General features: G+C 64.1%; 19 protein-coding genes and 1 pseudogene. 11 read left to right on the top strand and 9 right to left on the bottom strand.

The window, feature by feature from the left end:
• Window positions 1–1,561 precede the first annotated feature (1,561 nt).
• From ACGLHR_RS40450 to ACGLHR_RS40435, 4 genes are all read left to right on the top strand, one after another.
• Window positions 1,562–3,286 carry an ABC transporter ATP-binding protein/permease gene (locus ACGLHR_RS40450; protein WP_400101278.1) on the top strand — a complete coding sequence of 575 codons (1,725 nt, stop codon included), beginning with the start codon at window positions 1,562–1,564 and terminating at the stop codon, window positions 3,284–3,286.
• Window positions 3,287–3,445: 159 nt separating this feature from the next.
• Complete coding sequence (locus tag ACGLHR_RS40445; RefSeq protein WP_318236758.1) at window positions 3,446–3,928, top strand: Spy/CpxP family protein refolding chaperone; 483 nt, start codon at window positions 3,446–3,448, stop codon at window positions 3,926–3,928.
• Between the two features lie 76 nt (window positions 3,929–4,004).
• Window positions 4,005–4,397 (top strand): hypothetical protein, encoded by a 393-nt coding sequence (locus ACGLHR_RS40440; RefSeq protein WP_400101275.1) that lies wholly within the window; start codon window positions 4,005–4,007, stop codon window positions 4,395–4,397.
• Between the two features lie 245 nt (window positions 4,398–4,642).
• Window positions 4,643–5,362 carry a Crp/Fnr family transcriptional regulator gene (locus ACGLHR_RS40435; RefSeq protein ID WP_400101273.1) on the top strand — a complete coding sequence of 240 codons (720 nt, stop codon included), beginning with the start codon at window positions 4,643–4,645 and terminating at the stop codon, window positions 5,360–5,362.
• An 18-nt stretch (window positions 5,363–5,380) separates the two neighbouring features.
• Here ACGLHR_RS40435 and ACGLHR_RS40430 read toward each other — a convergent pair whose 3' ends face one another.
• Complete coding sequence (locus tag ACGLHR_RS40430) at window positions 5,381–6,682, bottom strand: UDP-N-acetylglucosamine 1-carboxyvinyltransferase (RefSeq protein ID WP_318236760.1); 1,302 nt, start codon at window positions 6,680–6,682, stop codon at window positions 5,381–5,383.
• 236 nt (window positions 6,683–6,918) lie between these two features.
• Here ACGLHR_RS40430 and ACGLHR_RS40425 point away from each other — a divergent pair, with 236 nt between their 5' ends.
• The 5 genes from ACGLHR_RS40425 (at window position 6,919) to ACGLHR_RS40405 (ending at window position 13,784) form a co-directional block, all read left to right on the top strand.
• The gene (locus ACGLHR_RS40425) at window positions 6,919–7,350 is read left to right on the top strand and encodes a copper resistance protein (protein WP_400101271.1); all 432 of its coding nucleotides are present in this window, start codon (window positions 6,919–6,921) and stop codon (window positions 7,348–7,350) included.
• A gap of 70 nt (window positions 7,351–7,420) precedes the next feature.
• The gene (locus ACGLHR_RS40420; protein ID WP_400101269.1) at window positions 7,421–8,722 is read left to right on the top strand and encodes a TolC family protein; all 1,302 of its coding nucleotides are present in this window, start codon (window positions 7,421–7,423) and stop codon (window positions 8,720–8,722) included.
• Window positions 8,719–10,269, top strand: a complete 1,551-nt coding sequence (locus ACGLHR_RS40415; protein ID WP_400101267.1) for an efflux RND transporter periplasmic adaptor subunit — start codon at window positions 8,719–8,721, stop codon at window positions 10,267–10,269. The genes ACGLHR_RS40420 and ACGLHR_RS40415 overlap by 4 nt, the downstream gene beginning before the upstream one ends.
• Window positions 10,266–13,409, top strand: coding sequence for an efflux RND transporter permease subunit (locus tag ACGLHR_RS40410; RefSeq protein WP_400101265.1), 3,144 nt, complete (start codon window positions 10,266–10,268; stop codon window positions 13,407–13,409). Before ACGLHR_RS40415 ends, ACGLHR_RS40410 begins: the two co-directional genes overlap by 4 nt.
• A 21-nt stretch (window positions 13,410–13,430) precedes the next feature.
• The gene (locus ACGLHR_RS40405) at window positions 13,431–13,784 is read left to right on the top strand and encodes a copper-binding protein (RefSeq protein ID WP_400101263.1); all 354 of its coding nucleotides are present in this window, start codon (window positions 13,431–13,433) and stop codon (window positions 13,782–13,784) included.
• A 5-nt stretch (window positions 13,785–13,789) separates the two neighbouring features.
• On the opposite strand, the gene ACGLHR_RS40400 is transcribed toward ACGLHR_RS40405, so the two are convergent.
• The gene (locus tag ACGLHR_RS40400) at window positions 13,790–14,863 is read right to left on the bottom strand and encodes a putative zinc-binding metallopeptidase (protein WP_400101261.1); all 1,074 of its coding nucleotides are present in this window, start codon (window positions 14,861–14,863) and stop codon (window positions 13,790–13,792) included.
• 54 nt (window positions 14,864–14,917) lie between these two features.
• Entirely contained in the window at window positions 14,918–15,094 is a 177-nt protein-coding gene (locus ACGLHR_RS40395; RefSeq protein ID WP_400101260.1) for a hypothetical protein, read from the bottom strand.
• A 384-nt stretch (window positions 15,095–15,478) separates the two neighbouring features.
• On the opposite strand from ACGLHR_RS40395, the gene ACGLHR_RS40390 reads away from it, so the two are divergent.
• On the top strand, window positions 15,479–16,663 hold the full coding sequence (locus tag ACGLHR_RS40390) for a dipeptidase (protein ID WP_400101258.1): 1,185 nt from the start codon (window positions 15,479–15,481) through the stop codon (window positions 16,661–16,663).
• A 12-nt stretch (window positions 16,664–16,675) separates the two neighbouring features.
• Here ACGLHR_RS40390 and ACGLHR_RS40385 read toward each other — a convergent pair whose 3' ends face one another.
• From ACGLHR_RS40385 to cyoA, 5 genes are all read right to left on the bottom strand, one after another.
• The gene (locus ACGLHR_RS40385; RefSeq protein WP_400101256.1) at window positions 16,676–17,503 is read right to left on the bottom strand and encodes an SURF1 family protein; all 828 of its coding nucleotides are present in this window, start codon (window positions 17,501–17,503) and stop codon (window positions 16,676–16,678) included.
• Window positions 17,500–17,907 carry a cytochrome o ubiquinol oxidase subunit IV gene (gene cyoD, locus ACGLHR_RS40380; RefSeq protein WP_400101254.1) on the bottom strand — a complete coding sequence of 136 codons (408 nt, stop codon included), beginning with the start codon at window positions 17,905–17,907 and terminating at the stop codon, window positions 17,500–17,502. The genes ACGLHR_RS40385 and cyoD overlap by 4 nt, the downstream gene beginning before the upstream one ends.
• Complete coding sequence (gene cyoC, locus ACGLHR_RS40375) at window positions 17,904–18,560, bottom strand: cytochrome o ubiquinol oxidase subunit III (protein ID WP_400101252.1); 657 nt, start codon at window positions 18,558–18,560, stop codon at window positions 17,904–17,906. The genes cyoD and cyoC overlap by 4 nt, the downstream gene beginning before the upstream one ends.
• Complete coding sequence (cyoB, locus tag ACGLHR_RS40370; RefSeq protein WP_400101250.1) at window positions 18,553–20,556, bottom strand: cytochrome o ubiquinol oxidase subunit I; 2,004 nt, start codon at window positions 20,554–20,556, stop codon at window positions 18,553–18,555. The genes cyoC and cyoB overlap by 8 nt, the downstream gene beginning before the upstream one ends.
• Window positions 20,557–20,644: 88 nt before the next feature.
• The gene (gene cyoA / locus ACGLHR_RS40365; protein ID WP_400101280.1) at window positions 20,645–21,685 is read right to left on the bottom strand and encodes a ubiquinol oxidase subunit II; all 1,041 of its coding nucleotides are present in this window, start codon (window positions 21,683–21,685) and stop codon (window positions 20,645–20,647) included.
• Window positions 21,686–21,871: 186 nt separating this feature from the next.
• Between cyoA and ACGLHR_RS40360 the strand changes: the two genes are divergently transcribed.
• Window positions 21,872–23,203 (top strand): MFS transporter, encoded by a 1,332-nt coding sequence (locus ACGLHR_RS40360; RefSeq protein WP_400101248.1) that lies wholly within the window; start codon window positions 21,872–21,874, stop codon window positions 23,201–23,203.
• 100 nt (window positions 23,204–23,303) lie between these two features.
• Here ACGLHR_RS40360 and ACGLHR_RS40355 read toward each other — a convergent pair.
• Window positions 23,304–24,134: pseudogene (locus tag ACGLHR_RS40355) on the bottom strand (alpha/beta hydrolase); the annotation flags it as partial.
• Between the last annotated feature and the right edge of the window lie 75 nt (window positions 24,135–24,209).

Raw genomic sequence — 24,209 nt, 5'->3', positions numbered from 1 at the left:
CTCGCCGTTTGCGTGCCTTCAACGCAGACTACTACGTGGCGTCAATAATGCAAGGAACTTCTGACTCAGGACACTAGCGTACCGACGCCAGGGCGGAGTTCGCGCAGTGTCACCACGGATGGCTGCGCGCGAAGGCTGGTTTTTCTGGTCTCCTCGCAATGTGGAGACTGGAGAGGCATCGGAGCGTTGTCCCTGCTTGTTCTCGCCCTCACCGGATGCAGCCCGTCAGACAGCCCACGACTTCATGGGCCGTTCAAGTCAGCAAAAAAAGGAATCATCATGAAATACTCGAACCTGATAGTCGCGGCACTGATGGCGCTCGCTGTGACGGCATGCACGGGGCCGGCCGGGCCGCAAGGCGCAAAGGGTGGCACCTGAGCACAAGGCAACACCGGCAATACCGGCTACATGGGCGCGACCGGCTATACGGGCGCAACCGGAGACACCGGGGCGACCGGGGGCGCTGGGGCAACGGGCTCCACGGGCGCGACCGGCGACACGGGCGCAACCGGCAGCACGGGCGCCAGGGGCAGTACCGGCAGTACCGGGGCAAAAGGAAGCAAAGCCGACAGCACTGTCGTCATCGTCCCTCGCTGAGGGTAGCTGAGCAGGCCACTACTTGAACGCAGAAAGCGCATCGCTGCGCGCGGGTGCTTCCAGCGCGCAGCGATGGCCGCGCCAGGCGGCGTTCAGCCTTTCAACGAGACGTTCAACGAGAGACTGCGCCTCCCGCCATCCACCCTTGGATACAGCGGCTGAACAGGGCTCTCCAGGAGGCGCCAGCGGAGAAGAATGATTGCGTTTGCGCGGGCTCGATCGGCCGTGAGCCGGGCGGCGGCGGACAGGCAACTCCCTGCGCGGTGCGCAGCAAGGTGCCATCGTCGCAATCCATCATGGCAGTAAGGGTTTCACGCGGCAGGCCCGCGGGATAGATGACAAGGAGGATATCGTTGACGATCTTTTCGCTCTCGAACGGGCTGAAGCGATCGATACAGCCGCCATCCACCTCTGCGAAGAACCAGTTCTTCGGATGACTTCAATAGACAACGACCACGGTTCGGCGAGCTTCCTTTGACATATCCCTACCCCCAACTATCCGGGATCCGGGGCGGAGGGCTTTGCTTTTCATGTTCGCAAATTCCAGCGAACATCGATCGCCCGCGATCCGAATCCGAAACTGGTGGGGCCCCACGCCGGACATGTTCCAGAAATTCCCAGCGCCGACTTTGGTATGTAGCGGCGTGTGCGCCCCTACGTATATTTATAGCTGCCTCCCGGCATAAGTGCTGTCCGCAAGCGTACGGTTTGGCGAACTTATTTCAGCGCAGCCCGATGCCCTGCGAACAGGTTCACGCATCCCCGCAAAAAGCCGCCATCGCCGATGCGCTAGCCTATATTTCAGTAGTTGACCCTCCAATGACCCCGATAGATATCACAGGGCGCGCGCGTGAGGTGCGACATGTCACGGGCAAGGGCGTCACCTGGTCTGACGCCGCGTAGAGAAGGACCTTGGCCACGCCGAAGATGCACTCACGTCTGCGGCTCCGGCAAGAGAAGGATCATGGGAAAATCTGGCGGCAACCTGTTGACGCGATTCTGGGAAATTGCAAGGCCTTACTGGTTCTCTCAGGAAAAATGGAAGGCCAGGATATACCTTTTCTTATTGGTCTTATTACTACTGGGGCAAACCGGAACGAACGTACTGTTCAATGAGCAATCGGGGGAGTTCACATCCGCGCTGGCCGCGAGGGATGCCGGCAGATTCTGGCACTCCATTCTGATTTGCGTCTATGTGCTGATCGCAGCCGTGCCGGTCTACGCCTTCTACTACTACGTCAGGAACACGCTTGGCATCCACTGGCGGCGCTGGCTGACCAGCCACTACCTGGATAAATATTTCAGCAATCATGCGTTCTACAAGCTGAACGCCAGCGACACGATCGACAATCCGGACCAGCGAATCTCGGAAGACATCAACACGTTTGCAAATCAATCGTTGTATTTTCTCTTGCTCAGTCTGGGGGCGCTTCTGCAGCTGATTGCGTTCAGCGGTGTTCTCTGGTCGATCTCCAGGCAGCTGGTGCTTTTTCTTGTCCTCTATGCGATCGCTGGCACGTCGATCTCGATCTTCCTGTTCGGCCGGATCCTGATCGGGCTGAATTTCCATCAGCTGAAGCGAGAAGCCGATTTTCGCTTCAGCTTGATCCGGGTGCGCGAGAATGCCGAGTCGATTACCTTTCATCGCGGCGAGGCACACGAATCCCTGCATGTGCGAGGTCGTTTCGACCATCTCTTCACGAACTTCAACAAACTGATCAGATGGCAGCTGAACCTCAATTTGTTTCAGTACGGCTATGCATTTCTCACCATCATGCTGCCGAGTGCCATTGTGGCTTCGCGCGTCCTCTCCGGCGAGCTCGAGGTTGGCCGTGCTATCCAGGCAGCCGGCGCATTTGCCGCGATCCTGGCCTCGCTGACCGTCATCGTCGACAACTTTGAAAGCCTGAGCCGGTTCGTCGCCGGACTCGACCGGCTGAGCACATTCTCTAGCTCCCTGGCGCAGACGCCGGCCATGCCTGTCACGCCGGCCGCGCCGCGTGGCGGTGGGAACAAGATCGAAGCTGCGCGAGACGCTCGCCTGGCGCTCGAGCATGTCACCTTGCAGACGCCAAATTACGAACGGACCCTGGTCAGGGATCTCACGGTATCGATCAACCCGGGAGAGGGATTGCTGATCGTGGGCGCGAGCGGGGGCGGCAAGAGTTCGTTGATGCGCGCGATAGCGGGACTCTGGAACTGCGGTACCGGTCGCATCGTAAGGCCGGAACTCGAACAGATGCTGTTTCTGCCGCAGCATCCCTACATGGTGCTGGGTAGCCTGCGCAGCCAGTTGCTATACCCGGATCACCATGGTCGGAAGGTATCCGATATGGAACTCCGGCTGCTGCTTGAGATGGTCAACCTGCCGGACGTCGTGGACAGGTTTGGCGGCCTGGATGCGGATCTGGACTGGGGAAAGGTGCTGTCCGTGGGAGAACAGCAGCGCCTCACCTTTGCCCGCGTGCTGCTCGCGAAACCGCGGTATGCCATGCTGGATGAAGCCACCAGCGCCCTTGATATCGGCAACGAGGAACGCCTTTACTTCCAGCTTTCGGCCGGCTCGACGACGCTGGTCAGCGTCAGCCACCGTCCCACTCTCCTGAAGTATCACCAGCAGGTGCTGGAGTTGAGGGGCAACGGGGAATGGGAACTTCATCCCTCACGGAGCTACCGCTTTAGTTGGTGAGCTCCCGCACCGCAACGCCGGCGGCAGCCCCCAATCTGCTCATCCTTGTCCGGTGCCGGACAGACGCAAGCCGGAATTTGGCCCACAAGTAAGCATGCGATCGCGCCGCCAGCGATGGCGAACTGCCGGCGAGATCATCGAATCCCATGGAGACCGATCATGAAACTCACTGCCCAATCATTCTTGCCGAAGACGGCATACGTGCTGCCGTCAGTCGCGCTTTTTTCCATGCTGGCGCTGGCCGTTCCCGCCGGGGCCATCACCGCCACGGACGCGCAGGGATCCCCCCATGTCTTGAAGATCGCGAAGCAGGATCGCATCGATACGCACATCAGCGACCTTCACACGAAGCTCCAGATTACGCGCTCACAGGAACAACTCTGGCAGAAGGTCGCGCAGGTCATGCGCGACAACGCAAGCAAGATGGATTCGCTGCGGCAGGAGCGCACTGAGGATGCCAAAGGCATGACCGCCGTCGGCGACCTCAAGTCCTATGGCGATATCGCCGATGCGCATGCCGATGGCATCAGGAAGCTCACTCCCGTGTTCCGGGATCTGTACGACAGCATGTCGGACGTGCAGAAGAAGAATGCCGACCTGATCTTCCGGAACCGCCAGCAGCATGCGTCGATGAAGAACTGAACCCCGGGGCCCGGACAGCAGCCGCCGGTGCAAGCAACCCGGTGCGGTTCGGGCTTTCGCTCAAGAACAGGAGAGCATGATGAACACCACAACAACACGATCAGGCTGGGGGCGCCCGGCGACCGTGAAGGCCGCCGCGGCATTTGGCCTGGCGATGGCAATGGGCGTCATATCGACGACGCCTGCCTTCGGCGACGACCGCAACCACCATCGCGACCAGAACCAGAACCAGAACCAGAATCAGAACTACGGCAACCAGCATGCTTCGTCCCGTCAGGGACACAACGGCAACTGGCAGGGCGACCAACGCTACGATCACTCTCGCGACTATCGCGACTATCGCGGCTATCGTGACTATCGCGGCAACTACTATGACAACCAGCGCTATGTCTACGCGCCGCCTCCCGTAGCCTACGTGCCCCAGCCGGCACCCGGCATCAGCCTGTTCATCCCCCTGCAGATCCGCTAGCCAGGCAAGGCACGGGCAAGCAGGCAAACCTTCCAGGCAACGAGTACGTTGCCTGGCCGCCCGCCGCCCGCGCCCGGTAACCGCTCGTCAATGTGCAGCGTCCGCCGCCCTGCTACGCCTTTAATCTTCCACAGTGCTGACCTATATTTCGATTGGTGATCCCGGGGTCGTCCCCGAGGCGCTTACTTGCGCGGCAGGCGCAAATTGCGTGGCACGCAGCCCAATTCAGCATTAGGAGGCAAAGGATGGCTTCCACCCACGACCCGAGGGCCAATCATCTCCTTGCCGTGTTGCCCGAAGCAGAGTGGTTGCGCCTTGCGCCGCACCTGATACTGACCGAATTGCCCCTGGGCCATGTGGTGTATGAGTCGGGCGACCAGCTGGGGCATGTGTATTTCCCGACCACCTCGATCGTCTCCCTGCTCTACGTGATGGAGGACGGCGCCTCCGCCGAGATCGCCATCGTCGGCAATGAGGGCATCGTCGGCATTGCCTTGTTCATGGGGGGCGAGACGACGCCCAGCCGGGCCATCGTGCAAAGTGCCGGCCATGGCTATCGCCTGAGTGCGAAAGTGCTGAAGCAGGAATTCACCCGCGGCGGCCCCATCCAGCATTTGCTGCTGCGATACACCCAGGCGCTGATCACCCAGATGGCCCAGACCGCGGTTTGCAACCGGCATCACTCGATCGAGCAGCAACTCTGCCGCTGGCTGCTGCTGAGCATCGACCGGCTGCCGTCCAATGAACTGACGATGACGCAGGAGCTGATCTCGAACATGCTCGGCGTGCGGCGCTCCGGCGTCACCGAGGCGGCCTTGAAACTCCAGAACGCCGGCCTGATCCGCTACAGCCATGGCCATATCGCGGTGCTTGACCGGCCGGCGCTGGAAAAGCATGCCTGCGAATGCTACGCAGTGGTCAAGCGCGAGTTCGACCGCCTGTTGCCCGACACGGCGGCCACCTGAACATCGCGGCGCCAGCCGTTACTCCTCGCTGGTCCACTCCACCTCGACGCCAAGGCTGCGCAGGTTCTCGACGAAGCGCGGATGCGCCCGGCGGATGGGCGCGGCGTTGCGGATCTCGGAGCGGCCGTCGATGCTCGCTGCCACCATGAACAGGGCAATCGCCACGCGGATGATGTACGGGCTTTCCACCACCGCCGGCGTCAGCGTATTGCCGCCGAAGGTGATGAGCCGGTGCGGGTCGGACGAGAACACATGGGCGCCGAACTTGGACAGCTCGCCCGTCCAGCCCAGCGCGCCGTCGTACACCTTGTTCCAGAACATGGCGTTGCCCTGCGCCCGCACGCCCAGCGCGATGAAGATGGGCAGCAGGTCAACCGGGAAGTAAGGCCACGGCGCGGCCTCGACCTTGGTCAGCACGTTGCTGGTAAACGGCGTCTGCACTTTCAGAGGGCCGGCACTGGTGGCGCGGGACCAGCCGTCTTCGTGCGTGATCTGCACCCCGAACTTGGCGAAGGTCCGGTCGATCAGCGGGAAATTCCCCGGCGCGCTGTTGCGCACCACGACATCGCCGCCGGTGATGGCGCCCAGCGCCAGGAAGGTGGTGATCTCGTGAAAATCCTCGTCGAAGGTAAAGTCGCCGCCCTTGAGCTTGTTGCCGCCATGCACCGTCAGGCGCGAGGTGCCCATGCCTTCGATGCGCGCGCCCATCATCGCCATGAAGCGGCAGAACTCCTGCACGTGCGGCTCCGATGCGGCGTTGGTGAGCGTGGAGGTGCCACCCGCGGCGGCCGCGCACAGCACGAAGTTCTCCGTGGTGGTAACCGATGCATAGTCGAGCCAGTGGTCAGTGGGCGTCAGCTGGCCGGCGCTGCGCACCAGCAGCGAGCCATCGGCCCGCTCCACCTCGCCACCGAAACGGCGGAAGACATCGACGTGCGGATCGATCTCGCGCACGCCAAGCGTGCAACCCTTGACGTTGTCCTCCAGCCGGGCCACCCCGAAGCGGGCGAGCAGCGGCGGCACCAGCATGATGGACGAGCGCATCTCTTCCGGCAACCGATGGCGGGCCGCGTCGAACACGGTCTCCTGGTGGTGCAGCGACAGCGTGCCGGTTGCGTCATCCATATGCACCTTGCTGCCCAAAGCGCGGAAGATGTCGAGAATCTTGCGCACATCGGTGATGTCGGGCACGCCATGCAGGCGCAAGGGCTCATCGGTCAGAAGCGTGGCGCAGAGCACAGGAAGCACTGCATTCTTGTTGGCGGAAGGGGTAATACGCCCCCGGAGCGGCTTGCCGCCGTGCACGATGAGATTGGACATGGGATGGGATATTGCGAGACGAGCCCGGACAGGATGGAACAACGCCCCGCATTGTACTTGCACTGCGAACGGTGCGGCCGTCACCCGCACCGGCAATGCCCGGGCATCCGGATCAGGGCGCATGGAGGATGCTCCTGGGACCGATGCTGCATCCATGCGACAACGTGTCATGGTGAAGGCGCGCCTGGAAACGCGGAAGGCTGATAACATTCTCACCAAAATCACCAACCTTTCGCGTGCGCGCCTTTCCTCGCCGGTTCTGGATTGCCGGGCTCCTGCTTACCGCCTTCCTGACAGTGCAACTGGCAGCGGCGGCGTACGCCTGCATGGGGAGCCGCTATTCGTCTGGTTCGCCCGGTTCGCCTGAATCGCCGGGCCAGGCGGTAGACATGGCGGGCATGATGGAGTCGTGCCCCGAAATGGCCGAGCAGTCCACGCAGACAACGCTCGGCAGCCATGACGGGCTTTGCCTCGAGCATTGCCAGCTAGGCTCCAAGTCGATCGACCACGCCAGCCCGCAGATCCCCGGCTTCCTGCCCGTCCTTGTCAGCCTTGTCGAACCCGCTCCCGTCGCCACACTCACCCGGCAAACCATCCTGCTAGGCGAAGCCATCGCGCGCGCGCCACCGCCGCCCATCCCGATCCTGCACTGCTGTTTCCGCACTTAGCCTCCGAAGCCACGTTTTTTCGTGCCCTGCCGCCTGAGCGGCCGGGTCGTCGTTGCTTCCCGGAGGCTTTATGCATTTCCTTCGTCGTGTCATGCAGGCGCTCCTGTGCGCGCCTGCATTTGGCCTGGCCGTGCCGCAATTTGCCCACGCCCAGCCAGTCCCCACCTTGTCTGTCGAAGAAGCCGTTGCGCTGGCCACTACGCGCGCCGGCGATGGCGAGGCTTCCCGCGGCGGCGTTGAGGCCGCCGTTCAGATGGCCGTAGCCGCCGGTCAATTGCCGGACCCGGTGCTCAAGCTCGGTTTCAACAATGTGCCGCTCAGCGGCCCGGACCAGTTCTCCCTGACCCGTGACTTCATGACCATGCGCTCCATCAGCGTCATGCAGGAGTTCACGCGATCGGACAAGCGCCGCGCCCGCGCGGAGCGCTTCGAGGCCGAAGCCGCCGCTGCGCAGGCGCGGCGCACGGTCGGCCTGGCCAACGTGCAGCGCAGCGTGGTCAATGCCTGGCTAGATCGTTGGTATGCCGAACAGGCCGGCGTCCTGCTCGGCCATCACGGCCATCCGCTGGAGCTGGAGTTGCAGGCCGCCACAGCCGCCTATCGCAGCGGACGCGGCACGCGGGCGGACGTATTGGCGGCGGAGATGGAAATCCAGAAACTACGGGACCGGCGCGACGAGAACCAAGCCGCCATCGAGGCCGCCCACGCGGCACTTGCCCGCTGGGTCGGGCAGGCGGCCAGTCGTCCGCTGTCGGAAAAGCCAACCCTTGCAATTCCCCTGCGCGTGCAAGCGCTGACAAGGTCCGAACTGGACGCTGTGCCGGAAATGGCGGCTTCGCAACGCGAGATCGCACTGGCCGAAGCCGATGTCCGGGCGGCCACCGAGGCCAGGAAGCCGGACGTGACCGTCGAGCTGATGTACAGCCAGCGGGGCCCCGCCTATTCCAATATGGGCTCGCTGAACGTCAGCTTCCCGGTGCCATGGGACCGGGGCAACCGGCAGGATCGCGAAGTGTCGGCCAAGCTGGCGCAGGCGCAGGAAGCCCGCGCCAGGTCCGAAATCGTTGCGCGCAATACCACGGCAGTGCTTGGGGCAAAGCGCGCTGAGCTGCGGCGCAACCTCGAGCGGCTCAAGCGCTACGACGAATCCATCCTGCCGCTGGCAAACGCCCAGGCAGACGCGGCATTGACGGCTTACCGGGCCAACACCGGACCGCTGCTGGCGGTTGCCGAAGCCAATCACCGGGTCATCGACACGGCACTCGACCGGCTGACCCTCGAAGCGAAGACAGCCAGGATCTGGGCCGACCTGGCATTCCTTGTTCCGCTGCCCACTGCGCAGACAGAACCCGCCGCGAGGGATGCCAAATGAAAAGACAGATCATCTCCCTCCTGGTGGCTCTGGTCGTCGCCGGGGGCGTTCTTTATGGCACCTATCAACTGGGGATCAGCCGGGGCCAGGCACTCAAGCCACCATCGACGGCAGCCCAACACGCATCCGCTGCCGGCGACACGGATTCCAAGGCCGGCAGGAAGATCCTGTATTGGCATGACCCGATGGTGCCCGGCCAGCGCTTCGACAAGCCCGGCAAATCCCCGTTCATGGACATGCAGCTGGTGCCGGTGTACGAGGATGCCGGCGCGAGCGGGGCGGCGGTCACCATCGACAGCCGCGTCACGCAGAACCTGGGCATCCGGACCGCAGAGGTCAAGCCAGGCCGGCTCGACTCCGTGTTGGAAGTGCCGGGCAACGTCGCCATCAACGAGCGCGGGATCGCGGTCATCCAGGCGCGCACCGCTGGCTACGTCGAGCACGCTTATGCCAGGACTACCCTTGACCCGGTCACGCGGGGCCAGCCGTTGATCGTCATCTATGCACCTGAATGGGTAGCCGCGCAGGAGGAATACCTTGCGGTCGCCCGCATGAGCAGCGGCCCGTACGGCGACTTGCGCGGCGCCGCCGGCGCGCGCATGCGTCAGGCCGGCATGAGCGATAGCCAGATCCGCCTGGTGGAGACCACCGGCAAGCTGCAACCTCGCCTCACCATCACCAGTCCGGTCGATGGCGTCATCACGGAAGTCGGAGCGCGGGATGGCATGACGGTCTCGCCGGGCGTGACCTTGTTCCGCGTGGCCGACCTCTCTACCGTGTGGGTCCTGGCAGAGCTGCCAGAGAGCCAGGCGGCGGCCACCCGGCCGGGACAGCAGGTCTCGGCTACCACCGCGGCACTGCCGGGTCAGGCACTGACCGGGAAGGTAGACGCCATCCTGCCCGACGTGAATCCGGGTACGCGCACGCTCAAGGTACGCATCGAGCTGGCGAACAAGAACCGGCAGTTGCTGCCCGGCATGTTCGTCAGTGTCAGGTTCGGCGCACGGCCGGGCGCCGACCAGTTGCTCGTTCCGACCGAAGCGCTGATCCGTACCGGCTCGCGCACCGTAGCCATGGTCGAGACCGGCAACGGCGGCTTCAGTCCGGTGGAGGTAAAGACAGGTGCGGAAACCGGCGGGCAGACCGAGGTGACCGAGGGCCTGAAGGCCGGCCAGAAGGTGGTGGTCTCGGGCCAGTTCCTGCTCGACTCAGAAGCCAGCCTGCGCGGCACGGCGACCCGCATGGAGAGCGCGAGCGCTCCATCGGCTTCGCCGGCATCGGCGGCATCGGCGGCATCGGCCGCCGAACATGAAGGCGTCGGTCGCATCGAGGCCATCACGCCGGAGGGCCTTACGCTTTCCCACGGGCCGATCCCCACGCTCCAGTGGGGTGCCATGACCATGGACTTCGAGGCGCCGGCGGGGGGCCTGTCGAAGAGCCTGAAGGCGGGCCAGGAGGTGCGCTTCCGTTTCCGGATGAACAGTGACGGCGTGCCGGTCCTGTCTTCCGTGCAGCCAGTCGCCGGCGGCGCGGGGGGCAAGCCATGATCGCGCACCTCATCCGCTGGTCGATCCGAAACCGTTTCCTGGTACTGCTGGCCACGGTCATCCTGACGGCCTGGGGCATCTGGGCTGCGCGCAGCACCCCGCTGGATGCCTTGCCAGATCTATCCGACGTGCAGGTCATCATCCGCACGCCCTACCCAGGGCAGGCGCCGCAGATCGTCGAGAACCAGGTCACGTATCCGCTGACAACGACGATGCTGTCGGTGCCGGGGGCAAAAACCGTGCGGGGCTACTCGTTCTTCGGCGACTCGTTTGTCTACGTGCTGTTCGAGGATGGCACCGACCTGTATTGGGCGCGCTCGCGTGTGCTGGAATACCTCAATCAGGTTCAGTCGAAGCTGCCCGCGGCCGCCAAGCCGGCGCTCGGGCCCGATGCGACCGGCGTGGGCTGGATCTACGAATACGCCCTCATCGACCGGACCGGCCAGCACGATCTTGCCCAGCTGCGCGCGTTGCAGGACTGGTTCCTGCGCTTCGAGCTGAAGTCGCTGCCCAACGTCTCGGAGGTGGCATCCATCGGCGGGATGGTGCAGCAGTACCAGGTCGTCTTGATGCCCGACAAGCTCCGCGCCTACAACATCCCGCAGGCAACGATCCTGGCGGCGTTGAAGGGGGCCAACCAGGAGACCGGTGGCTCCGTGCTGGAGCTCGGGGAAGCGGAGTATATGGTCCGTGCTTCCGGATACCTGAAGGCGCTGGACGACTTCCGGCAGATACCGCTCAACGTGAACGGCGCCGGCATCCCCGTGCGCCTTGGCGACGTGGCGACCATCCAGCTCGGGCCAGAGATGCGGCGCGGCATTGCGGAGTTGAACGGCGAGGGCGAAGTCGCCGGCGGCGTCATCGTCATGCGCTCCGGCAAGAACGCACTGGAGACCATCGAAGCGGTCAAGGCCAAGCTTGCCGCGCTGAAACCGAGCCTGCCGCCGGGCGTGGAGATCGTGCCCGTCTATGACAGGTCCAGCCTCATCAACCGGGCGGTCGAGAATCTCACGCACAAGCTCGTGGAAGAGTTCATCGTGGTGGCGGTGGTCTGCCTCGTGTTCCTGTTCCACCTGCGCTCCGCGCTGGTCGCGATCGTGTCGCTGCCCCTGGGTATCCTCGCCGCCTTTCTGGTGATGCGGTACCAGGGCGTTAACGCCAATATCATGTCCCTCGGCGGCATCGCCATTGCCATCGGCGCCATGGTCGACGCGGCCGTGGTGATGATCGAGAACGCGCACAAGCACATCGAGCATTGGCGGGCGGAACACCCCGGCCGGCACCTTGCTGGCGACGAGCAATGGCGCGTGATCGGCGACTCGGCGGCGGAAGTGGGGCCCGCGCTCTTCTTCTCGCTGCTGATCATCACGCTCTCGTTTATTCCTGTATTTACGCTGGAAGCGCAGGAAGGCCGCCTCTTCGCGCCCCTGGCCTTCACCAAGACCTATTCCATGGCCGCGGCGGCGGGACTGGCGGTGACGCTGATTCCCGTCCTGATGGGCTATCTCATCCGCGGCAGGATTCCACCGGAGCAGTCCAATCCGCTCAATCGGCTCCTGATCCGCCTCTATCAGCCGCTGCTCGCGCGGGTGCTGTGCTTTCCCAAGACCACGCTCGTGGTCGGCACGATCCTGCTCGCGGCAACCGCTTGGCCGATCCTCCGTGTCGGAGGCGAGTTCATGCCGCCGCTCGACGAAGGCGACCTGCTGTATATGCCATCGGCCCTGCCCGGGCTGTCGGCCGGCAAAGCGGCGCAGCTGCTCCAGCAAACGGATCGCCTGATCAAGACCGTTCCGGAAGTCGCCACGGTCTTCGGCAAGGCCGGACGGGCTGACTCTGCTACCGACCCGGCTCCCATGGAGATGTTCGAGACCACCATCCAGTTCAAGCCGCGCGACCAGTGGCGCGCGGGCATGACGCCCGACAAGGTGGTGGAAGAACTCGATCGCGTCGTGACGGTGCCGGGTCTGTCCAACATCTGGGTGCCGCCCATTCGCAACCGCATCGACATGCTGGCCACCGGCATCAAGAGCCCGGTCGGCATCAAGGTGGCCGGGACCGATCTGAAGCAGATCGACCGGCTGGCCAGCCAGATTGAGCAGGCTGTGAAGTCCGTGCCGGGTGTCACCTCGGCACTGGCCGAGCGGCTCACGGGCGGGCGCTATGTCGATGTCGAGATCGACCGTGCGGCGGCCGGGCGGCATGCCCTGAATGTCGACGACATCCAGGGCATCGTGGCATCGGCCGTCGGCGGCGAGAACGTCGGCGAAGTCGTGGATGGCCTGGCGCGGTTTCCCATCAACGTTCGTTATCCGCGGGACTATCGCGACTCGGTCGAGCAATTGCGCAAGCTTCCCGTTGTGACCAGCAGCGGGCACCAGATCCTGTTGTCGGATGTCGCCCGCATCCACGTGACACAGGGCCCGCCCATGCTGCGCAGCGAGAATGCCAGGCTCTCCGGCTGGGTCTACGTGGACATTCGGGGGCGCGACCTGCGCTCGGCCGTGCAGGAGATGCAGGCGGTCGTCGGCAAGACGGTCCCGCTGCCTCCGGGCTACTCCGTCAGCTGGTCGGGGCAGTTCGAGTACCTGGAGCGCGCTACACAGAAGCTGAAGGTGGTCGTGCCGTTCACGCTGCTCATCATCTTCCTGCTGCTGTATGTCACGTTCGGGCGGTTCGATGAAGCGGTGCTGATCATGGCGACGCTGCCATTCGCGCTGGTTGGCGGGTTCTGGCTGCTGTACCTGCTGGGCCACAACCTGTCGGTGGCCAGCGTCGTCGGCTTCATCGCCCTGGCTGGCGTAGCCGCGGAGTTTGGCGTGATCATGCTGCTCTACCTGAAGCAGTCCTGGCTCAAGAAAATCGAGAGCGGCCAGGCCGACGCGCCCGCGCTGCTGGAGGCGATCCAGGAGGGCGCCGTCCTGCGGGTGCGCCCCAAAGCCATGACCGTGGCCGTCATCCTGGCGGGACTGCTGCCCATCATGTGGTCGGGCGGCACCGGCTCCGAGGTCATGCAGCGCATTGCCGCGCCCATGGTCGGCGGCATGGTCACCGCGCCGCTGCTGTCGCTGTTCGTGATTCCCGCAGTTTTCTTTTTGCTTCGCCGTCCAAAGGCGGGGCACGCATTCCCCCAACCTTGAACATTGAACAAGGAGTTCACCATGAAACGCAATCTGATGGGCCTTGCGGCCGTATGCGCCACCGTCACCTTCGCGCTGCCCGCCCACGCGGCAGACGACATGGCCGGCATGCAGATGAAGCCGGCGGCATCGACGTCCGCCTCGAAGTCCGCCCCGAAACCCGTCAAAGCGGAAGTACGCAAGGTGGATACGGCCAACAGCAGGGTCACCCTCAAGCACGGGCCCATCGAGAATCTCGGCATGTCGGCCATGACGATGAGCTTTCCCGTGAAGGACAAGGCCAGCCTTGACAATCTGAAGGAAGGGAGCCAGGTCCGTGCAACCTTCGACAAGGTCAACGGCGTGGCAACGGTGACGAATATCGAGCCGGAATAAGCGCCCTACCGATCAGGCAATGCGGCCTGCGGCCCCGCCGACACCACCTCGTGCACGAAGCGCAGCTTATCGACCACGACAGGGCTGAGCGCGAACGGATAGCCATCCGGCACGCCCAGGCTCCGGTTCAGGCAGTTGAGCACGTAGGTGAGGGGAAACCACCGGTTCATCAGGCTTTGGAAGCTGGCGTCCTCGACGGGCGTCTGGTCCGTCAGGGTGGGCTCCGCGGCCGTGCCTGGCTTGAGCGCAAGGCCGCATGCCGCGGCGGTGTCCACGGTATCGACGATGTGCAGGTAGTGGGCCCAGGTTTCGGCCCAGTCCTCCCACGGGTGCATGGCCGCGTAGGCGCTGACATAGTCTTGCTCCCAGCCTTCCTGCGGCCCCTTGTCGTAATGCGCCTTCAATGCTTCGCCGTAGTCCACGCGCTCATCGCCAAAGCGCTCGCGAAACGGTGCCTGCCAGCGGGTGCCGGCGATCAGGCGATCGAAATAGTAGTGGCCGATCTCATGCCGGAAATGGCCCAGCAAGGTGCGGTACGGCTCGCCCATCAGCGAACGCGTCTTCTCCCGATGGGCATCGTCGGCCTCGGCAATGTTCATGGTGATGAAGCCGTTGTCGTGCCCGGTCATCACGCGCTCCTCGCCAACGTCTTCCAGGAAGTCGAATTGCAGCCCGAATTCCGGATCGGCTTCGCGAGCCACGTGCGGCAAGCCCAAGGCGGCTAGCGTATAGAGCACGCGGCGCTTGGCGACCTCAAGCCTGGCCCAGTAGAGCCGGTTGTTTGGTGTTTCCAGGCATGGCGTGGTGCGCGTCAGCTTGCATGACTCGCAAAGCATGTCTTCCGAAGTGGCCGGGATCATGCCGTTGCACACACCTTCCACAGCGTAGTTCTGGCATTGTTTGTAGAGCTTGTCTTGCGCGCCGGCATTCAAGCTGCGCAACAGGTTGCCTTCAGCGGGTTCGAACGCGCAGATCTGCGAGATGTCGTAGACGTAGCCAAGCAGCGCCTGGCAGCGCTCACAAGTGACGTTCTCAAAAAAAACCAGGTTGGAGCAACCGCCGCAGTGAAAGGTTTTCATGGATTTTTTTCACTTGGCGAAGAATATCTACACGGCCCGCTGCAAGTGCCGCCGCTAATGCTCCAGCAGTTGCTCGCGGGAGCTGTTCGCCAGATCCGCGGGTTGCTCGCTTTGCGGGTCGCGCTCGCCCGGCTGCGTGGTTTTGCGGCCTTCTCCTGGCTGCTCGACATGGCCGCGGGCAATCGGCTTGGCCTGTGGCTTCGAACCAGGCCCGGCGTTCTCGTATTTCATCGTCGATCTCCTGTGTGGGGAAGGTCACGAACCATTTTGGCACTGTTCCACCCGCAAAATATGTGCCCGGCGCGGAGCACTTGAAAGTGGCACGGACGATAGACATGGACAAAGAAAAGCCGCCGGGATTTGTCCAGCGGCTCATGAAACGCTCGTCACGGACCTGACGACAAGCGAGGAGAATCCGGAGCAAGAATCCGGAGCAAGAATCTGGCGCAACGAATCGGAGTAGGTCATGTGGGATCTGACTCTCCAACTACGTGAGTTACAGGAAGGTTAGGCAGTGCGCGGGCCAAGGGCAATGGGATGCCGTCCTACAAGCCGCGCGCCGGGAGCACTTTGCGCCGCGCTATCATAGTCCGAACGCAAACGCGTGGAGCGACAATGCAGATTGACCGGACGACGATCCGTCAGGGCGATGCCGATGCGCCGCTTGAGCAGGCTCCGGGCAGAATCGGCCGCCGCGCGTTCCTGGCGTCGGGCGCGGCACTCGCGCTAGCCGCCTGTGCACCGGAACGCTTTTCCGGCTACACCGCGCCGCAGGCTTCGCCCGGCACGAAGGCCATCAAAGACGTCTCCCCCTGGAAGCCCTCCCCCACCGCGCTGACCATCGACATGCACAGCCATGCCGGCTGCGTGATCGTGTCGCGCGATCCCGCCATCGGCGCGGACCGGCCCTTTCTTCCGCTGGCCGCGCCGATGCGCGCCGGCGGCATGAACGTGATCTGCCTGGCGATCGTGACGGACACCATCGTCACGCGCGTGTCTGCCGATCGCACGCGCTTCGAGGCCTGGCGAACCCCGTCGGAAGGCGAGCTCTATGCGCTTGGCGTGGCCGAATTCGCGCGCGCCCATCAACTGGTGGAGCGAGAGCAGATGCAAGTGGTGACCGACGCGGCTTCGCTGGCCACGCGGGGGCCGGCCGGGCCGTGTGTGATCATTGCGTCGGAGGGCGCCGACTTTCTGGAAGGCCGGCTGGAGCGCGTGGATGAAGCGTACGGCATGCACCAGTTGCGGCACCTGCAGCTCACGCACTACCGCGTAAACGAGCTGGGCGACATCCAGACGGAGGCGCCGGTACACGGGGGCCTGACGGATTTCGGCGCGGATGTGGTGCGGCGCTGCAATGCCCTGGGCATCGTCGTCGATGTCGCGCATGGCACCTATGACCTGGTCAAGCGCGCCGCCGCAACCGCCACCAAGCCGCTGGTGATTTCGCACTCCGCGCTGGCTACGCGCCCCAGCCTGCGCAGCCGGCTGATCACGCCCGACCACGCGCGCGTGATCGCGGGCACCGGCGGCGTGATCGGGGTCTGGCCCAGCGCGGGCACCTTCCGCGACCTGCCTGCCATGGCGCTCGGCTTCAAGCGGATGGCCGACGTGGTCGGCGTGGATCATGTGGGCCTGGGCACGGACACGCTCGGCTTCATCTCGCCACCGGTATTGCGCACCTACGACCAGCTGCCCTTGCTGGCCGATGCGCTGTTGGCGGCGGGCTTCACGCAAGAGGAAGTGGGCAAGGTGCTCGGCGGCAACTACCGCCGGGTGTTCGAAGCGTCCGTGGGGTAGCGGGGACCGCGCCTACGGCTTACGTTGTCCTGCCTTGGCCTCGCCCTGCGCATCGTCGGCCCGCGCCCGGCGATACGCCTCCCGCCCGGCGTAGACAGCGCCCGCGGCCAGCATCAGCGCCAGCGCAAACCAGGTGATCGCATAAACGAGGTGGTTGTTGTTGAACGTGATCACGGTCAGCCCGCCCACCGGCCAGGTGCGCTTGCTGGCGTCCCTGAGCGGCACGGCCGCGTCCGCGTCGACGAAATAAGGCGCCACGTTCTGCAGGCCGCGCGCGGCGGCAATGGCCGGCACATCGCGCGCGTACCAGCGCCCGGCCACCGGATCGTTGGTGCGCAGAAAGCCGTTGCCGGGCTCGCTGAAGCGCAACAGGCCGGTGATGGTGGTCTCGCCGTTGAGGTCGCTCCCGCTGCGCTTGGCGCGCTCGCTCAGCTCCGGCGGCACAAAGCCACGGTTGACCAGCACCACATTGCCATCCGCCGTGCGCAGGGGCGTCACCACCCAGAAGCCGCCGCCAAGCTCCGTCACGGCCTGGACCAGGGTCTCGCGGTCGTTCAGGAAGGTGCCGGTGAGCCGCACGCGGCGGTATTCGTCGGCGGCCTTGGTGAGCCGCGGCCACTGATCCGCGCCGGGCGCGGCCGTGGCGGGGGCATGGACGCGCGCATTGACGCGTTCGATGAGGTCGAGCTTCCACGCGCGGCGTTCGACTTGCCATACGCCAAGCGAAAGCAGCCCGGCTACCGCCACGATGGCGAGCAAGGCAAACACTGCAAGCACGCCGGTGGCGCGCTTGCGGGAAGGCGGATTCGATGGGGCTACGCCCTGCTGGCGGGCCGTCAAGGGAGATTCTTCATGTCGTGCATTGGCATCATGTTCTGGTCGAGGTGGAACATTACCCAAAGCGAGCCGCTCAGCGCGATGACCACCAGCACGATCGTGAAGATCAACGCCAGCATGGTCCATCCGCCTTCCGACCTCGCATTCATATGCAGGAAATATATCATGTGGACGACGATCTGCACCGCGGCGCAGCCCAGCAGCAACAGCGCCGTGGTGCTGGATTTGTCGAATACCTTGACCATCACCAGCCAGAACGGAATCGCCGTGAGCACCACCGCGAGCACGAAGCCCGTCATGTAGCCCTTGAAGGTGCTATGGCTAACCTCGCCATCGTGGCCGTGGCCGTGGTCGTCATGGCCGTGGCCATGGGGATCGCCTGCAAGGGCATTGTCATGCGCGCTCATGGCAGCACTCCCATCAGGTAGACGAAGGTAAACACGCCGATCCAGACCACATCCAGGAAGTGCCAGAACATGGACAGGCACATCAGGCGGCGCTTGTTCGCCGGGATCAGCCCGTACTGCCCCACCTGCACCATCAGCGTGATGAGCCAGACGATCCCCACGGTCACGTGCAGCCCGTGCGTGCCCACCAGCGTGAAGAACGACGACAGGAAGGCGCTGCGCTGCGGCCCCGCGCCATCGTGGACCAGGTGCGCGAACTCGTAAAGCTCCAGGCTGATGAACCCCGCGCCCAGCAGGCCGGTGATGCCGAGCCAGATCAGGGTGGTGCGCACCTGCGCCTTCTGCATCTCCAGCACGGCAAAGCCGTAGGTGATCGACGACAGCAGCAGCATGGTGGTGTTCAGCGCCACCAGAGGCAGCTCGAACAGCTCGGCACCCGTAGGGCCGCCGGCGTAGCGCCGCCCCACCACGCCGTACACGGCAAAGAGGCTGGCGAAGACAAGGCAGTCGCTCATCAGGTACAGCCAGAAGCCGAGCAAGGTGCCGTTCTGCGCATGCACCTCGCTGGTCGCGTAGAAACGCAGCTCGCTCTGGTGCGGGGTGTCCGGCATGCGCACGTCGCCGGGGCCGTAGGGGGCGGTGGTATCAACCATGGGTGGCAAGCAGGCGCGTGCGCTCTGCCTCGGTGCGGACGACGTCGTCGGCCGGGATGTAGTGATCGCGCTTGTAGTTGAAGGTGTGGCCGATCGCCACGATCAGGATGGCGGCGAAGGACACGATCACGACCAGCCACATGTGCCAGATCAAGGCGAAGCCGAGCACGGTGCTAAGGCCCGCCAGTATGATGCCCGCGCCGGTGTTCTTCGGCATATGGATCGGGATAAAGCCATGCTGGGGCCGCTGGAAATGGTGCTCCTTCATCTGCCACCACGCGTCGTTGTCATGGATGACCGGGGTAAAGGCAAAGTTGTATGGCGGCGGCGGCGAGGAGGTCGACCACTCCAGCGTGCGCGCATCCCACGGATCGCCGGTGATGTCGCGCAGGGACTCGCGCCGGCGGTAGCTCACCACCAGCTGGATCAGGAAGCAGCCGATGCCTAGCGCAATCAAGAACGCGCCGAATGCCGCCAGCTGGAACCAGATCCGCAGGGACGCATCCTCGAAATGGCTCATGCGGCGGGTCACGCCCATCAGCCCGAGCACATAGAGCGGCATGAAGGCAACGTAGAAGCCAACCAGCCAGAACCAGAACGAGCACTTGCCCCAGAACGGATCCAGCCGGTAGCCGAAGGCCTTGGGAAACCAGTAGGTGATGCCAGCCATCAGCCCGAACAGCACGCCGCCGATGATCACGTTATGGAAGTGCGCGATCAGGAAGAGACTGTTATGCAGCGAGAAATCCGCCGGCGGCACGGCGAGCAGCACGCCGGTCATGCCGCCGATCACGAAGGTGATCATGAAGCCGATGGTCCAGAGCATGGGCACCTCGAAGCGAATGCGCCCGTGGTACATGGTGAACAGCCAGTTGAACATCTTGGCCCCGGTCGGGATCGAGATGATCATGGTGGTGATGCCGAAGAACGAGTTCACGCTCGCGCCCGAGCCCATGGTGAAGAAGTGGTGCAGCCAGACCAGGTAGGAGAGCACCGTGATCACCACCGTGGCGTACACCATCGACGCATAGCCGAACAGGCGCTTGCGGCAGAACGTGGAAACCACTTCCGAGAAGATGCCGAATGCGGGCAGCACCAGGATGTACACCTCCGGGTGCCCCCAGATCCAGATCAGGTTCACGTACATCATGGCGTTGCCGCCAAGATCGTTGGTGAAGAAGTTGGTGCCGGCATAGCGGTCGAGCGCCAGCAGGGCCAGCACGGCGGTGAGCACCGGGAAGGCGGCGATGATGAGCACGTTGGTACACAGCGCGGTCCAGGTGAACACCGGCATCTTCATCATGGTCATGCCGGGGGCGCGCATCTTGACGATGGTCACGAGCAGGTTGATGCCCGATAACAACGTGCCCAGCCCGGCAACCTGCAAGGACCAGATGTAATAGTCCACGCCCACGTCCGGACTCTGCAGCACGCCCGACAACGGTGGATACGCCAGCCAGCCGGTGCGCGCGAACTCGCCGACGAACAGCGACATCATCACCAGCACGGCGCCGCCGACGGTCATCCAGAAGCTGAAGTTGTTGAGGAAGGGAAAGGCCACGTCGCGCGCGCCAATCTGCAACGGCACGACAAAGTTCATGAGCCCGGTGACCAGCGGCATGGCCACGAAGAAGATCATGATCACCCCGTGCGCGGTGAAGATCTGGTCATAGTGGTGCGGCGGCAGGTAGCCCAGCGAATCGCCAAAGGAGACCGATTGCTGCAACCGCATCATGGCCGCGTCGGCAAACCCCCGCAGCAGCATGACGATGCCCAGCACGACATACATGATGCCGATCTTCTTGTGGTCGATGCTGGTGAACCACTCGTGCCACAGGTAGCCCCACGCTCGCAGGTAGGTGAGCGCGCCAGCCAGCGCCAGGCCCCCGATCGCGACGGCCGCGAAGGTCGCCAGCAGGATGGGCTCGTGATAGGGGATTGCCTCCCAGGTGAGGCGGCCGAATACCAGTTGCGTCAGGTCGAGGTGCTCGGGCATTGTGTCACCAGGGCCGCAAGGGCGTTGTTTCAGGAATCGGGGAACAGCAGGTCATCGGTGCAACGTCATTGGGGCAACGTCATTGGCGTTATTGGGGCAACGTCCTGGTGGACGCCACGCGGGGGCCGTTGCCAATGCCGGCGGGATCGCCTGCCGTGCAGATGGCGCCAAAGCTGGCGCGGGCGGCACCGCCTCCGAGCGCAGCCACGTTGAAGGCCCGCGGCTTGTCCTGCCCCTGGCCCCGCCTCGCATTCATCGCCATGTCCCTGATGCAAGGCCGGTTGGCTTCTACGCAGCGGTTCAGGATCGCGTCGTACAAGCCCGAAGCCACGCTGGCGTAGCGGCGCACCGGCTCAAGCTCGCTGGGTTGCTCCAGCTGCAGGTAAGCGTCGCGCGTCAGCGCGCCGCCGCCGGCCTTGGCTTGCTGGACCCAGCGCTGGAATTCCTCGGTGCTCATGCCGTGGAACTTGAAGCGCATGCCGGAGAAGCCCGCGCCGCTATAGTTGGCGGAGAAGCCCTCGTAGACCCCCGGCTGGTTGATCACCGCGTGCAGCTTGGTCTCCATGCCCGGCATGGCATAAACCTGGCCCGCCAGCGCGGGGACGAAAAAGGAGTTCATCACGGTGGACGCCGTGATCTTGAACCGGATCGGCTGATCCACGGGCGCCGCCAGCTCGTTGACCGTGGCGATGCCCTGCTCGGGGTAGAAGAACAGCCACTTCCAGTCCAGCGCCACCACCTCCACGGTGAGTGGCTCCATGGCCATGGGCACCGGGCGCTCGGCGTCGATGCGGCTCAAGGACTGGTAAGGGTCGAGCTTGTGGGTGCTGACCCAGGTCAGCGCGCCCAGGGCGATGATGATCAGCAGCGGCGCGGCCCAGATCAGCAGTTCCAGCAAGGTGGAATGGTCCCAGTCGGGCTCGTAGATGGCCTCCCTGTTGGTCTCGCGGTAGCGCCAGGCAAAGAGCAGGGTCAGCGCGATCACCGGCACGATGATCAACAGCATCAGTCCGGTTGAAATGATGATTAGATCACGCTGCCGGACCGCGAGGTCCCCGGCCGGGGCTAGCAAAACGGCGTTGCAGCCTGTCAGCAGCAGGGTGGCAGCAAACAGCAAACACCCGCGCATCGCGTAGCGGGATGGCACTATCCGAATGCGAAATTGCATAGCCGTGGAAGTGATCGTTGGAACTACGCCGGTGAGCTGGCCGCGGAAACTCAACATTTCCTATGGCACTGTAGTCAAAGAAGTGCCATTCTTAAAGGAGTGACACAAAACGCCACCCCGAACAACGAGAGACGAGAGGGCCTGACGATGTCCAGCAGCGTTACGCAGCAGCACCAGCCGTCACCGTCTTCCCCCGCGCCCGCGCACGAGGCCGCGCACCGGGCGCGAGTGGCGCCAGGCGAGATCGCCGCCGGCGTCGTCATCGGGCGAGCGTCCGAGTATTTCGACTTCTTTGTCTACGGCATCGCCTCGGTGCTGATCTTCCCCAGCGTGTTCTTCCCGTTCGTCAGGCAACTGGAAGGGCTGCTGCTCTCCTTCACGATCTTCTCCTTCGCGTTCATCGCCCGCCCGTTCGGCACCGCCTTGTTCATGGCGATCCAGCACCGCTGGGGGCGCAGCATCAAGCTGACGGCCGCGTTGTTCCTGCTAGGCACTGCCACGGCCGGCATGGCGTTCCTGCCCGGCTACGACACGCTCGGACACAACGCCATCATCATCCTGGCGGCGCTGCGCATCCTGCAGGGCATTGCGCTGGGCGGCTCATGGGACGGGCTGCCATCGCTGCTGGCGCTGAACGCCCCGGCGCACCGCCGCGGCTGGTACTCGATGCTGGGACAGCTCGGCGCGCCGATCGGCTTTCTTCTCGCCAGCACGCTGTTCCTCTACTTGCGCGCCAACCTGGATTTCGACGAGTTCCTGGACTGGGGCTGGCGCTATCCGTTCTACGTGGCGTTCGCCATCAACGTGGTCGCGCTGTTTGCGCGCCTGCGGCTGGTGGTGACCCGGGAGTACACGCAACTGCTGGAAGAAGGCGAGCTGGAGCCGATCAGCCCGGTGCAGATACTGCGCGCGCAGGGCTACAACCTGTTCATCGGCGCATTCGCGGCGCTGGCCAGCTACGCGCTGTTCCACCTGGTCACGGTGTTTCCGTTGTCGTGGGTCGCGCTGCACGCCACGCAGGACATCAACGACGTGCTGATCATCCAGATCATCGGCGCGGGAATCGCCATGGCGGCCACCATCGCCTCCGGCTGGATCGCCGACCGCATCGGGCGGCGCACGACGCTGGCGCTGATGGCAGTCCTGATCGGCATCTTCAGCCTGTTCGCGCCGTACCTGATGGGCGGCACCCCGGCGCGGCAAGACCTGTTCATCCTGATCGGCTTCGGCTTGCTGGGCTTGTCGTACGGGCAGGCCGCGGGCGCTGTCACAGCGAACTTCGGATCGCGATTCCGCTACACCGGCGCGGCGCTGACTTCCGATTTTGCATGGCTGTTCGGCGCCGCCTTTGCGCCGCTGGTGGCGCTTGGGCTGTCGGTGGAGTTCGGGTTGTTTGCCGTGAGCGGCTACCTGCTATCCGGCGTGGCGTGCACGTTGCTGGCGCTCTGGATCAATCGCAAGATGGAAACCCGCGACTGACCTGGCCACGATGAAAAAAAGCGGCCAGTCATGATGCATGACTGGCCGCGTTCATTTCTACTCAGCTTTTCTACTCAGCTTTTCTTCTCCGTGCTTCTGCTCAGAAATTCCCGAAGAACCCCCGCGCGGCGACCATGCAGAACGGCGCCACCAGGCTCCCGTGGTAGGCCTCGATCACCGCCGACGCGCCTCCATCGGTCGCGCCCGCGGCCACCGCCTGCGCGGCGAGCGTGGCCTTGGCCAGCGCAAAGCCCTGCTTGATCGGGGCATAAGGATCGGCGGGCCCCGCCACCGGGGCGTCGACATCCAGCACCGAAGTCAGCCCCGCCGGCACCTTGGCGTTCTGCCAGTAAGCCTGCTGCACGGTCGCGTTGAAGAAGAACACCGTCGGATCAAAGCGCCCGCCGCAAAGCTGCACCGGCGCGCGCGGCACCCAGTTGCGCAAGTCGTTGCGCTTGAACGCCTGGCGCAACGGCGCGGCCGGGCTGGCCGCCGGCGCCATCGCCACCGTCGTGTAAGGGAAGGCGCCATCCGGATTCACCAGCGCGTCTTCCAGCAGGCCGAGGCGGAAGCTGTTGCGCACCAGGTTGCCTTTGCCGAACCCGAGGGCAAATATCGGCGTCAGCTCAGGCGGCGCCAGCGGGGGGGAAGTCGGCGGTGTCAGCGAGGCAAACTGCGGAGCCGGCGGATACGGGTTGAAGAGCGCCGTGGCGGGCAGCTTGCCGTTGCCAATCAGGGTGTCGATTGGCGTCACGCTCGGCAAGAGGTCCTCGATGCCACGCGCGTAGGTGGCCTCGTACAGGTCGCCCGGCCTGCGGTAGATGTTGCCGTAGGCGTTCTGGTAGCTGGTCGCCACCAAGGTCGTAAAGATGGTGGAACCAAGATCCACCTCGCCCGCGATCAGCGCGTCTCCGGTGGCCGCCATGGCATAATTCCATTTCTAATTCAATAATGTAATAATAGGCACGTTCCTCGTGTAGAAGGATGTGCGATGGTTCGTAAAGCG

This window comes from Cupriavidus sp. CuC1, assembly GCF_044627735.1.
Lineage (GTDB): Bacteria > Pseudomonadota > Gammaproteobacteria > Burkholderiales > Burkholderiaceae > Cupriavidus > Cupriavidus ulmosensis.
This window is presented reverse-complemented; position numbering and strand designations above follow the sequence as displayed.